Here is a 13530-nt window from a genome sequence, read left to right on the forward strand (position 1 = left end):
CGCATTGCATGGCTGGCCCGGCTTCGTCATTCTGCGCCGCCATGCGGTTTCGCTCGATTCTTCTCGCCGGTCTGGTGTGGTCAGGTCCCGCCATGCCCGCAGACCTGCTGCCGGCGACGCAGTACGACCCCGCCCATCGCGGCGGCACGCTGCGCCTTGCCGCGGACGGCCCCGGCGGCACCATCGACCCGGCGATCAACTACCAAAGCGAGTTCGCCCAGCTCTTCACCGTCACCTATGACGGGCTGACAACCTTCCGCAAGGCGCGCGGCCGCGCCTCGGACGAGGCGATCGCCGACCTTGCCGAGGCCCTGCCCGAGCCGCTCGATGGCGGCCTGACCTATGTGTTTCACCTCCGGCGCGGCATCCGCTTTTCCGACGGACGCGAGGTGCGGGTCGCCGATGTGGTGGCCTCGATGCGCCGCCTGTTCATCGTGCACTCGCCCACCTCGGGCAGTTTCTTCGGCAGCATCGTCGGCGCCGATGCGTGCCTGCGCGATTCCTCGCACTGCACCCTGCCCGGCGTGATCGGCGACGAGGCGGCCGGCACCATCACCTTCCACCTCACCCACCCGGATGCCGACTTCTTCGACAAGCTGGCCTTCCCGCACGCCTCGATCCTGCCCGCCGACACTCCGCTGCACGATCTGGGCAACGACGCCCCGCCGACCACCGGGCCGTACCGCTTCGTGTCCTACAATCCCAACAGCCAGCTGGTCATGGAGCGCAACCCGTTCTTCCATGTCTGGAATGCCGAGGCCCAGCCAGACGGTTATGCCGATCGCATCGTCTACACCTTCGGCGTGCCGGACGAGGCGCAGGTCACCGCGGTGGAGAACGGCCAGTACGACTGGGGCTTCGACAATATTCCGCTCGACCGTCTCGGCGAGCTCGGCGACCGCTTCACCGCGCAGACCCATATCGAGGGGCTGTATGCGATCTACTACATCACGATGAACACCCGTCTCGCGCCGTTCGACAATGTGCTGGTCCGGCGCGCGATCAACTACGCCGTCAACCGCCATGCGATCTCGATCCTCTATGGCGGCACCGCGATCTCGCAGCCGTTGTGCGACATGACCCCGCCCGGCATCGCCGGTCATGTCGGCACCTGCCCCTATACGAAGGGTGCGGATCTCGACCATCCCGCACCCGCCTGGGCGGCACCCGACATGGAGCGCGCCAAGCAACTCGTCGAACAGAGCGGCACCAGGGGCCAGCACATCACGCTGATCATCTCCAACCGGGCCGCCGAACAGGCGATGGGTGCGTATCTGCAGAGCATGCTCACCGAACTCGGCTACAAGACCTCGCTCAAGGCAATCACCAACGATATCCAGTTCAATTACATCCAGAACACCAACAACAGGGTGCAGATCGCGCTCACCGACTGGTACGCCGATTACGCCAAGCCGTCCGACTTCATCTACGATCTGTTCAGCTGCACCTCGTTCCATCCCGGCTCGGATGCCTCGATCAACATCACCGGCCTGTGCGACCCGGGCATCGAGGCGCTGATGGATCGCGCCGGCGTGGTGTCCGTGACCGACAGGGCCAGGGGCGCGCAGCTCTGGGCGGATGCCGGTCGCGCCATCCAGGCATTGGCGCCCACCGCGCCGCTGATCCAGATCGATCGCGTCAACGTGGTTTCGAAGCGGCTGGGCAATTTCTTCACCACCGATCTCTACCACCTGCTGTTCTCGCAGGTCTGGGTACGATGATGCCGCTCGATGCCACCATCCTCAGCCCGTCCCGCCTCGCGCTGCGCCGCCTGCGTCGCGATCCGTCCGCTCTGGCTGCGATCGCCGTGCTCGCCCTGGTGACCCTCGCCTGTCTCGCCGCCGGGCTCTACGCACGCCATGTCGCGCACACCGATCCCTTCACCTCCGACGTCGCCGCCGCCATCACCCTGCACGGCCAGCTGACCGACATCATGCAGCCCAACGACAACCCGCTGCATCTCGGCCTGACCCCGATCGGTCCGACCTGGAGTGTGCAGTACCTGCTCGGCTCCGACCCGCAAGGGCGCGATGTCGCCGCCCGCCTGCTCTATGGCGGTCGGAACTCGCTGCTGATCAGCGCCTCGGCCTCGCTGCTGTGCATCGCCATGGCGGCGGTGGTCGGTATCCTCGCCGGCTATTTCGGCGGCTTCGTCGACGCGGCCCTGTCGCGGATGATGGACATCATGTGGGCGATCCCGGTCTATCTGTTCGCGATCTCGCTCTCGATCGTCACCGTCGCCCAGGACCTTCATCTCGGTCCGATCACCATCGCGTCGGACAACCTGATCCTGCCGATCGTCATCATCGCCATCGTCTACGTCCCCTACGCCGCGCGCCCGATCCGCGGCCGCGTGCTCAGCCTGCGTCATGCCGAATTCGTCACCGTCGCGCGCTCGCTCGGGGTGCGGGAGGCGAGGATCCTGCTGCGCGACATCCTGCCCAATGTCGCCCCCACGCTGATCGTGCTTGCGCCGCTGGTGATGGCGCTGGCGATGCTGGCGGAATCCGCACTGTCGTTCCTGTCGATCGGCGTGCAGGCGCCGGCGGCGAGCTGGGGGACGATCATCAATGACGGCCAGGGCCTGATCTATACCCGTCCGATGGTCGCCATCGCGCCGGGTCTGGCGATCGTCGTCACCGTGCTGGCGCTCAACGTGCTCGGCGACAGCCTGCGCGACGCGCTCGATGCGCGCGAGGGGGATCGCTGATGGCGGGCGCGTTCCTCCGCCGGCTCGGACAGACCGTGTTCGTGCTGTTCGGCATCTCGGTGCTGGTGTTCGCGGTGTTCTTCGCCACCCCGGGTGCGGACCCCTCCGCACGCATCGCCGGGCGTGGCGCGAGCCCCGAGACGCTGGCCGCGGTGCGTCACGAATACGGCTTCGACCGGTCGATGCCGGTGCAGTACGCGATGCTGATGAAGAAGCTGTTCATCACCCGCGATCTCGCCAGCTTCGTCGATCGCGGCGAGCGGGTGATCCCCGAGGTGCTGCACGCCGCGCCCGTCACGATGTCCCTCGTCGGCGGTGCGGCGGTGATCTGGGTTTTCGCCTCGGTGCTGATGGGCACGCTGGCGGCCGCCACGCGCGGCTCGCTGCTCGATCGCGTGCTGATGATCGCGGGGCTGATCGGTATCTCGTTGCCGGTGTTCTGGCTCGGCGAGGTGGTCAACCTGTTCACCCAGTCGCGCCTGCATCACAGCTGGGCGTTCTCCTGGGTGCCGGGGCTCGGTTACGTGCCGTTCAGCACCAGTCCGATCGGCTGGTTCAAGGCCCTGGTGCTGCCGTGGTGCACGCTGGCGGTGCTGTTCGTCGGCATCTACGGGCGCGTGCTGCGCGCCGATCTGGTCGCCACCATGCAGGAGGATTTCATCCGCACCGCACGCGCCAAGGGGCTGTCGCCCGCGCGCGTCCTGCTGCGCCACGGGCTGCGCACCTCGATGGTGACGTTCGTGTCACTGTTCGGCCTCGATTTCGCCCAGCTCGTCGGCGGTGGCGCGCTGCTCACCGAGGTGGTGTTCGGCCTGCAGGGCGTCGGCCGGCTGACCTACCAGGCGCTGGCCAATCTCGATTTGCCGCTGGTGATGGCGACGGTGATGTATTCGGCGGTGTTCGTGGTGCTGGCCAACGCGCTGGTCGATATCCTCTATGCCGTGCTCGACCCCAGGGTGCGCGATGGACGCTGAGGCGGTGCTCGACGTGCGCGATCTTCGCGTCGGCTTCGGACGCGGGGTCGATCTCGTCGATGGCGTGTCGTTCTCGATCGCTCCGCGCGAGATCCTCGGCCTGGTCGGCGAGAGCGGGTCCGGCAAGAGCCTGACGTCGCTGGCGATCATGGGGCTGATCCCCGCGCCGGGCCGGGTGGGCGGGCAGATCGGCTTTCGGGGCACGGAGCTGCTCGCGCTGTCGGAGGCCGAGCGTCGCGCGCTGCGTGGCCGGCGCATCGCGATGATCTTCCAGGACCCGATGTCGGCCCTCACCCCGGTCTATCGCATCGGCTGGCAGATCGCCGAACAGATCCGCGCCCATCTCGATCTTTCGCGTCGTCCCACCGAGACCCGCGTGCTCGACCTGCTTTCCGCCATGGGCATCGCCGACCCCAGGCGTGTCGCGTCAGCCTACCCGCATCAGCTTTCCGGCGGCCTGCGCCAGCGCGCGATGATCGCCATGGCGCTGTCGTGCGATCCCGACCTGCTGATCGCCGACGAGCCGACCACGGCACTCGACGTCACCGTGCAGGCGCAGATCCTCGAGCTCATCCTGCGTCTGCGCGACGAGTTCGCCTCCGCGGTGCTGCTCATCACCCACGATCTCGGCGTCGTCGCCCAGATCGCCGACCGCGTTGCGGTAATGTATTGCGGCCGTATCGCCGAGCGCGGCCCGCGCGAGGCGATGTTCGGCGCGCATGCGCGGGTGCATCCCTATACCGCCGGCCTGCTCGGCTCGATCCCGCGTCTGCACGGGCCGCGCGTCGCCCGTCTCGCCGCGATCCCCGGCAGCCCGCCGAATGCCGCGCTGCGCCCGCCCGGCTGCGCCTTCTCGCCACGCTGCGCGCATGCGAGCGCACGATGCGACACGCCGCCGCCGATCGTGCCGCTTGGCGACGCGCACGAGATCGCCTGCATCCTGCCTGCCGTCGCCGCGGAGCCCGACCATGTCTGAGGTGCTGCTCGAGGCGCGCGATCTCACCAAGACCTATGGCGGGGGAGGGCTGTTGTCGCGGCGGCGGCGGGCACGCCCCGCGCTCGATCACGTCTCGGTCTCGGTGTCGCGCGGGGAGACGCTCGGGCTGGTCGGCGAGTCCGGCTGCGGCAAGTCCACGCTCGGCCGCACCTTGCTGCGCCTACACGAGCCCGACAGCGGCGAGGTGTTCTTCGAGGGACGCGACATCATCGCCCTGTCCGCCGGCGACATGCGCCGGCTGCGTCCCGAGATGCAGATGGTGTTTCAGGACAGCTATGCCGCACTCAACCCGAAGCGCCGCATCGGCGCGCTGCTCGCCGAGCCGATGCGCGTGCATCGCAGGCGTGCGGGCGCTGCCTGGACGCCGGCCGAGATCGCGGAGCGCATCGACGAACTTCTCGACCTGGTCGGGCTCAACCGCACGCATCTGCAACGCTACGCGCACGAGATGTCGGGCGGCCAGCGCCAGCGCGTCAACATCGCGCGGGCGCTGATGCTGTCGCCGAAGCTGATCGTTGCCGACGAGCCGGTCTCCGCTCTCGACGTGTCGATCCAGGCGCAGGTCGTCAACCTGCTGGTCGACCTCCAGCAGCGCCTCGGTCTGACCTATGTGTTCGTCAGCCACGATCTCGGCGTGGTGCGGCAGATCGCCGACCGTGTGGCGGTGATGTATGGCGGCGTCATCGTCGAACTCGGCGACACCGACACCGTGCTGCATCGTCCGGCGCATCCCTACACCGCCGCCCTGCTGGACGCCGTGCTCGATCCGCATCTGCCGTTCCGGCGCCGCGCCTCCGCCCCGCCCGTTGTAACGGGCGCCGACAGCGACATCGGATGCCGCTACGCCGGGCGTTGCGCGAACGTGGCGCCGCTGTGTCGTCAACGGCGCCCGGAGCTCGGCGGACAGGACGGCCGCATGGTGGCCTGCCATTTTCCGCTCGCCTGACGACTCTCAGCGGAACGGGTTGTCCCGTGGCGCAGGCACCTTGCCGCCGAACATGCGAAACAGGGTCCATTCCTCGACGATCCCGTTGTTCGGCAGTCTGCACAGCCCGATCGCGCCGCCATCCGGCAGCCTGGCGATCACGGGCTTGCCCGACATCTTCAGGCAGAACACCGCAGCCGGGTTGGGGATCGCGTGCGCCGTCATCGGTGCGCCAAGTAACAGGCAGGCGGCGAGCAGGGACGCGGTCTTCATCGCCTCGGACCTCAGATCTGGACGATGTCGGCAAGACTGAAGCTGCTGCCTGCGGGGTTCTCGCCGAGCCGCAGCGTGCCGGGCTTGACGACCGCATAGGGCGGGACCGGCAGGTTGTAGGGTGCGGGCGAACCTTTCAGCACACGGCCCGAAAGATCGAAATGCGAGTTGTGGCACGGGCACAGCCATCCGTTGCCGTCGGTCTGCGGATCGAAGCGCGGCACGCAGCCGAGATGGGTGCAGATGCCGACCACGACGAGGAACGCCGGATCGATCGAGCGATGCCAGTTCGCCGCATAGGCGCCCTGTTGCAGGACCTTCGACTGTGGATCGCGCAGGCGGTCGAACAAGGCGGGCGATTGCAGGATGGCGAGCTGCTGCGGCGTGCGGTGCACGACGAGGATCGGCTTGCCGGCCCAGGCGACCACGCGCTGGGTGCCGGGGGCGAGGTCGTGCAGGTCGATGTCGAGCGTGGTGACGGCGACGTCGTCGGGGTTGGGCGCCAGGCTGTCGATCACCGGGACCGCCGCCGCCGCCGCGCCGGCCAGCGCCATCGCACCGACCCCCGTCGAGAGCAGGTCGCGGCGCTTGACGCAGGTCTCGCAGGTGGTGTCGCCGCTCATCGGATCCCCGTCATTTGAGAGGTTTGAACTGGCCGCGCTGGCCGGCATCGGCGAGAGCGGTACCCTTGCTGCGATCCACCTTGACCAGGAACAGATCCGGCATCGTCTTCGGATCGCCGCCGCATTCGGCATTGTGCTTGGCCAGCACGCGCACGCGGGTGTCGGCGGGCGGATCGTTGCCGTTGATGATGAACAGCAGGCAGTTCGGTTTCGCGTCCGACAGCCCGTCGGCGGCGATCCGCCGGCGCAGTTCCTGCACCATCGCGTAGTCGTTGGACCAGTCCACCTTGGGCGGGAAGATCCGCGCCTCCAGTCGCGCCAGCGGACCCGTGGACACCGCTTCCGGCGCGCCGGGCTGCGGTCCGAGGGCCGATTGCGGCAGCAGGCCGCTCTTGAGCAGTGCGAGCAGCGCGAAGCCGAACAGCAGGGCGGCGATGACGCGACGGATCAGCCGTCGCGTCGGCGGCGGGCGGCGGCGTGTGGAGACGGGCGCCATGCTCAGCCCATGTCCTCGTGCCAGCGGCGGTTGTCGGCATCGAGCATCGCGCGTGCCGCCTCCGGGCCCCAGGTGCCGGCCTTGTAGGGTTTCGGCGAGCCGTGCTTCCAAGCGTCGAGGATCGGCTGCACCCAGGTCCAGGCCGCCTCCACCTCGGCGCGGCGCATGAACAGCACCGAATCGCCGCGCACCGTGTCCATCAGCAGCCGCTCGTAGGCGTCGGGGTAGCGCCGGCCGAACGCCTTCTCGAAGCTGATGTCGATGTCGGCCGGACGCAGCGTCATGCCGTCGGGGGTGGGGTCCTTGCTCATGATCGACAGCTCGATGCCCTCCTCGGGCTGCAGGCGGATCACCAGCTTGTTGGGCTCGGAGAGGTTGGGAAAGATCGACCATGGCGGCCGGCGGAAGGTGATGACGATCTCGCTCACCTTGTTGGGCAGGCGCTTGCCGCTGCGCAGGTAGAACGGCACCGAGCCCCAGCGCCACGAATGCACCTCGGCACGCAGCGCCACGAAGGTCTCGGTGTTGCTGTCGTGGCCGAGTTCCTCGACATAGCCCGGCACCGGCTTGCCATCCATCTCGCCCGACGCGTACTGGCCGCGTACCACCACCTGGCCGACATCGCCGGGCGTGATCGGCTTGAGCGCATGCAGCACCTTGAGCTTTTCGATATGCACGTCCTCGGAGGCCAGCGAGGCGGGCGGCTCCATGGCGACCAGGCACATCACCTGCAGCAGGTGGTTCTGGATCATGTCGCGCAGCGCGCCGGAATGGTCGTAATAGGCGGCGCGCGATTCCACCCCCACCGTCTCGGCGGCGGTGATCTGCACCGACGAGATCGCGTCGCTGTCCCACAGCCGCTCGAACACCGGGTTGGCGAAGCGCAGCGCGATGAGGTTCTGCACCGTCTCCTTGCCGAGATAGTGGTCGATGCGGAAGATCTGGGTCTCGGCGAAATACTGGCCGACGGAATCGTTGATCTGGCGCGCGGATTCCAGGTCGTGGCCGATCGGCTTTTCCAGCACCACCCGCGCGGCCGGCGTGACCAGCCCCTGGTCGGACAGGTTGCGGCAGATATCGCCGTACAGCTCAGGCGAGGTGGCGAGATAGAACACCCGCACCCGCTCGGGCGGTGCATCGGCGAACACCGCCTTCATCGCCGACCAGTCCGCATCCGCCTTTGCACCGTCGAGCGAGACGTAGAACACCATGTCGAGGAATTCGGCGAGCTGCGCGGGATCGAGATCGGCCGGCTTGATGAACTTGCCCAGCGCGTCGCGCGCGCGGTCGCGGAAGGCCGCGTCGTCGAGGGCCGAGCGGGCGGTGCCGATCACGCGCGCGCCCTTCGGCATCTGCCCGTCGCGATAGCGCCAGTACAGTGCGGGCAGCAGCTTGCGCATCGTCAGGTCGCCGGTGGCGCCGAACACGACGTAGTCGAACGGCTCGAGCGGTGTCGCCATGAGGAGAGCTTTCCTTGGGGTGCGCGGCGAGCCTAGTCGAAGCGGCGGCGGATCGGCAATTGACCCGCGCGCCCGGGACAGGCTACCCCCGCGGGCCAACCGGACCACCCGAACACGATCACCCAAGGAGAGCTGCCATGGCCTATGAGGCGGATGATGACCTCGACGCGGGCATGGACAGCCCCCACCTGCCGAAATCCGACCCCGCGGTGGGCGGCATCGCGGCCGACCGGCTGCGCAGCGTCATCGAGCGCGTCGAGCGCCTCGAGGAAGAGCGCAAGGCGCTGGCCGGCGACATCAAGGACATCTTCTCGGAAGCCAAGTCGGCGGGGTTCGACGTCAAGGTGATCCGTCAGATCATCCGCATCCGCCGACAGGAGCCGGCCGAGGTGGAGGAGCAGGAGACCCTGCTCGACATCTACCGCCGCGCGCTGGGCATGTGAGGGTGCGCGCGGCCGGCACCGCGACCGCCCTGACCCGTTAACACCTCGTCACAAACCACCTGTTCCCGCGCCCCTCGCCGCGTCCTATCCTGCCGCGATGACCCTGCCCGCGATTCTTCCCGACTGGATGCCCTGGTGGGCGCAGATGCTGCTGTGGCTGGCGGCGGTGGTCGTCGGCATCGCCTGGGTCATCGCGCCGTTCATCGTCATCGGCCTGCGTGCGAGGCTGGCCTATGCCACCGAACAGCTCGACGAGGTGCAGGCGCAGTTGCGCATGATCGCCCAGCGCATGCCCGAGCCGATCTCGGCGGCGCGCTACGAGGCGCTGCGCAGCGCCATGGCGCGCGAGGCGGCGCCCGATGTGGCGCCCGGGGCGGTGGTGACCCGCGGCACCCCCGGTGATACGGCGTATCGCATGCCGCCGCAGCGCGCCGCAGCACCCCGCCCGCCCGAACCGTATCCCGAACCGTATCCGGAGCCCGACGAGACGTCGTGGCGCGAGCCGCCCGTGCCGCCGGCGCCGGACTCCGCCTACCGCCCGACGCTGCCGCCGCGCCCCCCGCTCGCACGCCCGGCTCCCGCCCCTGACGACGCCTACGGCCATGACGACTACCAGCGCCGGCTGTCCTCGCCGCCGCGCGGCCAGCGGCCGCCGGAGCCCGATCGCGGCGATGCCCCCCGCCACGAGCCCAGGCTGCGCTGGCCGCCGCGCGAATCCTGAGCCCGCCGGCGATGTCGCAGGCGATCGCCCCGCGCCGCCCGGCCCTGCGCCTCGTCCGCCGCATCGCCGAAGCGGGCGTGGATCTGCTGCTGCCCCCGGTCTGCCAGGGCTGCGATGCGCCGGTGGGCAGGCATGGCGGTTTCTGTGCCGCCTGCTTCAGCCGCGCACCGTTCATCGTCGAGCCGTGCTGTGCGGCCTGCGGCAGCCCGTTCACCGCCGCCACCGGCACGGACGGCCGTCTGGTCTGCACCGATTGCCGGGCCGACCCACCGGCCTGGCGCTCGGCCCGCGCCGCCTTCGTCTATGACACCTTCTCGCGCCGGCTGATCCTGCCGCTCAAATACGCCGACCGCACCGAGAACGCCGCCCTGCTCGCCACCCAGATGTATCGCGCCGGCGCGCGGCTGCTGGAGGCGGCGGAGCTGATCGTGCCGGTGCCGCTGCACCGCTGGCGGCTGTTCACCCGCCGCTACAACCAGGCCGCCCTGATCGCCCGACGGCTGGGCAAGCTGTCGGGGCGCGAACTCCTCGTCGATGCGCTGCGCCGGCCGCATCGCACCGCCAGCCTTGCCGGCCAGGGCGTGCGGGCGCGCGCGGCCACCATGCGCGACGCGATTGCCGTCGATCCGCGACGTGCCGACCGGCTGCGCGGCCGCGCCATCGTGCTGGTCGACGATGTGCTCACCACCGGCGCCACCGCCAATGCCTGCGCCGGGGCCCTGCTCGCCGCCGGTGCGCGCTCGGTCGACCTGCTGGTCGCCGCCCGCACCGTGCCCGAGCATGGCCCCGACACTTGCCGCGGCGGCGGATTGACCTAGATGATAGCTCCGACACCACGAAAGGCCCGGCGATGCCGCTGATCGAGATCTATACCCAGCCTTGGTGCCCCTATTGCACCCGCGCGCTCGGCCTGCTGGAGAAGAAGGGTGTGAGCGTCACCGAGATCGACGCGCCGAGCGGTTCGCAGGCCCGTCTGCAGGCGCGCGAGCGCTCCGGCGGGCGGACCTCGGTGCCGCAGATCTTCATCGACGGACGCCATATCGGCGGCTGCGACGATCTTGTCGCCCTGGACCGTGCCGGCGGGCTCGATCCGCTGCTGGCCACCGGCCCGACAGCCGCCGCCTGATCTCCCGCCCGGGCGACGATGATCCGCTACAGCCTGCGTTGTGCCACCGGTCACGGTTTCGAGGGCTGGTTCCGTGACAGCGCCACCTATGAGGCGCAGGCGCGCGACGGGCAGCTCGCCTGTCCGGAATGCGGCACCACCACCGTGGACCGCGCGCTGATGACACCCGCTCTCGCACGTCGGGCAGAGATGCCGGCACCGGTGCCGGTCCCGGCCGCCGCCGTGCCGACCGCCGTGGCGACTCCCATGCCGACCCGGGCGGTGATGCCCGACGGTGTGCGCGCCGCGCTGCAACGCCTGCGCGCGGAGGTCGAGCGCACCTCCGAGCATGTCGGCCCCGATTTCGCCGAGCAGGCGCTGGCGATGCATCGCGGCGAGATCGAGCATCGCTCCATCCACGGCGACGCCACCGAGGCCGAGCGCGAGCGCCTCGCCGACGAGGGTGTCGAGGTGGCGGTGATCCCCTGGGTTGCCCGCGCCGATGGCTGAGCGCACCCTCGGCTGGCTCGCCAGCCTCGCCGTCGCCGGGCTCTGTCTCGCCGTGCCCGCCTGGGCCGGGCCTCGGGACGCCGTGCTTGGTACGTTCTGGACTCCCGAGCATGACGGCGTGGTCCGTGTCGCGCCCTGCGGCGATGCCGTCTGCGGCACGCTGGTCGGCATGGACTATAGCGGCGCGATGCCGCTGACCTATGCCAAGACCCCGCAATGCGGCTGGCCGCTGATGCGCGACTTCCGTCCCGACGAGGACGGCGTGCTCAACGGCACCATCACCGATCCCGACAGCGGCAAGGTCTATCACGCCACCCTGCGCCCGGACGGGCCGGATGCGGTCAGGCTGCGCGGCTACATCCTGGTGCCGCTGTTCGGGGCCAGCCAGCGCTGGACCCGGTTTTCCGGTCGGCTGACCGCCGCCTGTCACATCCTGCCGGGCTGAAGCGCCGCACTCAGCGCATCGAGCCTGCCGATCAGCGCCGCGCCGATCCCGGCCAGCCGTTCGACCAGCGCCGCCCCGGTTGCCGCGTCGGCCAGCGACGGGTCGCCGCCGAACAGCCCCTCCGGCGCAACCTCGGCACTTTCCAGCGGCAGGTCGATCTCCACCCCGTCGAGGCCCAGCGTCGAGAACGAGGTGATCGGCAGCCCGCCGACGTCGGGCACGGCCCGATCTGGCGGCGCAGCCGCCGCCGTCTGGTCGGGAAACAGCGCGAGGCTGACGCTGCGCACCGGGTCCGCGCCATGGCCGAGTCGGGCGGCCGCGTCCGTCTCGCCGAGCTGCGTGCGCAGCAGCGCCGCGCCCGCCTTCCAGATCGACAGCGTCGGCACCAGCAGCCCGTGCGCGTGCCGCAGCGCGCGCGACGCATCCAGCAGCGGGCCGAGGCTGCCGCCATGGCCGTTGATCACCAGCATCCGCCGCACGCCCTGCCGCACCAGCCCGCCGAGCAGATCGTCGATCACCGCCCGCAGCGTCGCCGGCGACAGCGTCAGCCCGCCCGGCACGAGGGAGAAGAAGTCGGCACCCCCGAACGGCACCGCGGGTGCGACCAGTGCGGGATGGCCGTCGGCGCGCGCCCGCTCGGCGATTCGCGCGGCGATTGCCTCCGCCAGCCGGAAATCGCCCATCGGCACACCGGGACCGTGATCCTCATGGCTGCCGAACGGCAGGATCACCGTTGCCGGCGGTGTGCCGAACAGGGCTGCGCGCACGCTCGCGGCCGGCAAGGCGGACATCAAGACAGAGGCATGGTTGCCGCGATGGGACATGGTCTTGCGGTCCGGGGCTGCAAGTGACAGTTTCTAAAGCACTTTGCTGAGCGCTAGCCCGAAAGGCGAGAATTGTCGATGAGCCTGCCCCTCCTCCGTACCGCGGCCCTGCTCGCCGCAGGAAGCTGGCTGGCCACCGCCACGGCACAGGCCGCCGGCTGGTCGCCGTCGAAATGCGGCAGCGAGCCGGACGCGCCCACCCTGCATTTGGGCACCGTCGAGCAGTACAACGCGTCGGTCGATGCCTTCAACGCCTATGCCAAGGCGGCCCGCACCTATAACGACTGCCTGGTGCGCGAGGTCAGCGCCGAGCAGGCGGCCAACAATGCCGAGGCGGTGAAGCAGAACCAGGCGATCAGCGCGTCGGCGCGCACCATCCAGGGGCGGATCACGGCGAATTTTACCAGGGATTCGGCAGCGCTCAAGGCGGCAGGGGCGAAGTTGAAGAAGTAGGTCTTCTTTTTCTGAAGAAAAAGAAGCAAAAAGACTTTTGAAGGTTTCGGGGGAGAGCGGGTGTGCTTGGAGATTCCGAACCGCTTGCGACTTTCAGAAGGTCTTTGGTTCTTTCTTTCAAGAAAGAACATCTATCTTGCGGTCAGTGAGGCCGGCCAGGGGGCGGTCTGCCAGCGCTGCTGCTCGGGGGTGAGTCCGTAGCGGCCCTGGGCGAGCTGTGGCGCCTGATTGGGCATGTCCGCCCCGGCGGCCCAGCAATCGACGCCTCCGAGGCTCCGCGTGCAGTAGGGTTGCGGCGGCAGCGGGGCAGGGGGTGGCTTGCAGTAGCTTTCGTCGCGATCGAGCCGCACGATCGAGCAGTCCCGCCCGGTGACGGCCGAATAGACCATGTCCGGCACCGAGCGATGGAAGGCGGCGATGTCCAGCCCGGCGAGCCCGGCCACCGGCACCACCGTGCCGGGCACGCAGCCGCACAGCGCGCTCAGACAGACCATCAGCCACAACAGGGGGAAGCGGTTCGTCACGATGGCAGCCATTGAGCGCCGCGATCCGTTAAGAAACCGCTAAGCCG

Annotated in this window: 18 protein-coding genes; 12 read left to right on the plus strand and 6 right to left on the minus strand. The window is 69.4% G+C overall.

Annotated elements, in window-relative coordinates; genetic code table 11:
• The first annotated feature begins 8 nt into the window (after positions 1 to 8).
• From FHR90_RS08825 to FHR90_RS08845, 5 genes are read left to right on the plus strand one after another with little or no spacing between them, the layout of a single operon-like run.
• On the plus strand, positions 9 to 1721 hold the full coding sequence (locus FHR90_RS08825) for an ABC transporter substrate-binding protein (RefSeq protein ID WP_176621956.1): 1713 nt from the start codon (positions 9 to 11) through the stop codon (positions 1719 to 1721).
• Positions 1721 to 2710, plus strand: coding sequence for an ABC transporter permease (locus FHR90_RS08830; protein ID WP_256123718.1), 990 nt, complete (start codon positions 1721 to 1723; stop codon positions 2708 to 2710). Before FHR90_RS08825 ends, FHR90_RS08830 begins: the two co-directional genes overlap by 1 nt.
• A complete protein-coding gene (locus FHR90_RS08835; RefSeq protein ID WP_176621958.1) occupies positions 2710 to 3684 on the plus strand; it encodes an ABC transporter permease in 975 nt (324 codons plus the stop codon). The genes FHR90_RS08830 and FHR90_RS08835 overlap by 1 nt, the downstream gene beginning before the upstream one ends.
• Complete coding sequence (locus tag FHR90_RS08840; RefSeq protein WP_183275070.1) at positions 3674 to 4660, plus strand: ABC transporter ATP-binding protein; 987 nt, start codon at positions 3674 to 3676, stop codon at positions 4658 to 4660. Before FHR90_RS08835 ends, FHR90_RS08840 begins: the two co-directional genes overlap by 11 nt.
• Entirely contained in the window at positions 4653 to 5627 is a 975-nt protein-coding gene (locus FHR90_RS08845) for an ABC transporter ATP-binding protein (RefSeq protein WP_176624593.1), read from the plus strand. Before FHR90_RS08840 ends, FHR90_RS08845 begins: the two co-directional genes overlap by 8 nt.
• A gap of 6 nt (positions 5628 to 5633) precedes the next feature.
• Here the strand turns inward: FHR90_RS08845 and FHR90_RS08850 are convergent, their stop codons facing one another.
• From FHR90_RS08850 to zwf, 4 genes are read right to left on the minus strand one after another with little or no spacing between them, the layout of a single operon-like run.
• Positions 5634 to 5879, minus strand: coding sequence for a DUF333 domain-containing protein (locus FHR90_RS08850; protein WP_176624595.1), 246 nt, complete (start codon positions 5877 to 5879; stop codon positions 5634 to 5636).
• 11 nt (positions 5880 to 5890) lie between these two features.
• Complete coding sequence (gene petA / locus FHR90_RS08855) at positions 5891 to 6502, minus strand: ubiquinol-cytochrome c reductase iron-sulfur subunit (RefSeq protein WP_176624597.1); 612 nt, start codon at positions 6500 to 6502, stop codon at positions 5891 to 5893.
• Between the two features lie 10 nt (positions 6503 to 6512).
• Entirely contained in the window at positions 6513 to 6998 is a 486-nt protein-coding gene (locus FHR90_RS08860) for a hypothetical protein (protein WP_176624599.1), read from the minus strand.
• A 2-nt stretch (positions 6999 to 7000) separates the two neighbouring features.
• Entirely contained in the window at positions 7001 to 8458 is a 1458-nt protein-coding gene (gene zwf, locus FHR90_RS08865; RefSeq protein WP_176624601.1) for a glucose-6-phosphate dehydrogenase, read from the minus strand.
• Positions 8459 to 8631: 173 nt separating this feature from the next.
• Between zwf and FHR90_RS08870 the strand changes: the two genes are divergently transcribed.
• The 6 genes from FHR90_RS08870 (at position 8632) to FHR90_RS08895 (ending at position 11682) form a co-directional block, all read left to right on the plus strand.
• Positions 8632 to 8901 (plus strand): DUF2312 domain-containing protein, encoded by a 270-nt coding sequence (locus FHR90_RS08870; RefSeq protein WP_176624603.1) that lies wholly within the window; start codon positions 8632 to 8634, stop codon positions 8899 to 8901.
• A 97-nt stretch (positions 8902 to 8998) separates the two neighbouring features.
• Positions 8999 to 9622: a hypothetical protein gene (locus FHR90_RS08875; RefSeq protein WP_183275071.1), complete on the plus strand. Its 624-nt coding sequence runs from the start codon at positions 8999 to 9001 to the stop codon at positions 9620 to 9622.
• A gap of 11 nt (positions 9623 to 9633) precedes the next feature.
• Positions 9634 to 10440 (plus strand): ComF family protein, encoded by an 807-nt coding sequence (locus FHR90_RS08880; protein WP_221188239.1) that lies wholly within the window; start codon positions 9634 to 9636, stop codon positions 10438 to 10440.
• 32 nt (positions 10441 to 10472) lie between these two features.
• Positions 10473 to 10748, plus strand: coding sequence for a glutaredoxin 3 (gene grxC, locus FHR90_RS08885; protein ID WP_176627173.1), 276 nt, complete (start codon positions 10473 to 10475; stop codon positions 10746 to 10748).
• A gap of 18 nt (positions 10749 to 10766) precedes the next feature.
• Positions 10767 to 11237, plus strand: coding sequence for a DUF1178 family protein (locus FHR90_RS08890; RefSeq protein ID WP_183275072.1), 471 nt, complete (start codon positions 10767 to 10769; stop codon positions 11235 to 11237).
• Positions 11230 to 11682, plus strand: a complete 453-nt coding sequence (locus FHR90_RS08895; protein ID WP_176626975.1) for a DUF2147 domain-containing protein — start codon at positions 11230 to 11232, stop codon at positions 11680 to 11682. The genes FHR90_RS08890 and FHR90_RS08895 overlap by 8 nt, the downstream gene beginning before the upstream one ends.
• Here the strand turns inward: FHR90_RS08895 and FHR90_RS08900 are convergent.
• Positions 11664 to 12473 carry a creatininase family protein gene (locus FHR90_RS08900; RefSeq protein ID WP_183275073.1) on the minus strand — a complete coding sequence of 270 codons (810 nt, stop codon included), beginning with the start codon at positions 12471 to 12473 and terminating at the stop codon, positions 11664 to 11666. The two genes, FHR90_RS08895 and FHR90_RS08900, sit on opposite strands and share 19 nt — an antisense overlap.
• Positions 12474 to 12584: 111 nt before the next feature.
• On the opposite strand from FHR90_RS08900, the gene FHR90_RS08905 reads away from it, so the two are divergent.
• The gene (locus tag FHR90_RS08905) at positions 12585 to 12959 is read left to right on the plus strand and encodes a hypothetical protein (protein WP_176626340.1); all 375 of its coding nucleotides are present in this window, start codon (positions 12585 to 12587) and stop codon (positions 12957 to 12959) included.
• Between the two features lie 131 nt (positions 12960 to 13090).
• Here FHR90_RS08905 and FHR90_RS08910 read toward each other — a convergent pair whose 3' ends face one another.
• Complete coding sequence (locus FHR90_RS08910; RefSeq protein WP_176626342.1) at positions 13091 to 13495, minus strand: hypothetical protein; 405 nt, start codon at positions 13493 to 13495, stop codon at positions 13091 to 13093.
• Positions 13496 to 13530 lie beyond the last annotated feature (35 nt).

Origin of the sequence: Endobacter medicaginis (assembly GCF_014192375.1) — a bacterium.
GTDB classification, from domain to species: Bacteria; Pseudomonadota; Alphaproteobacteria; order Acetobacterales; family Acetobacteraceae; genus Endobacter; species Endobacter medicaginis.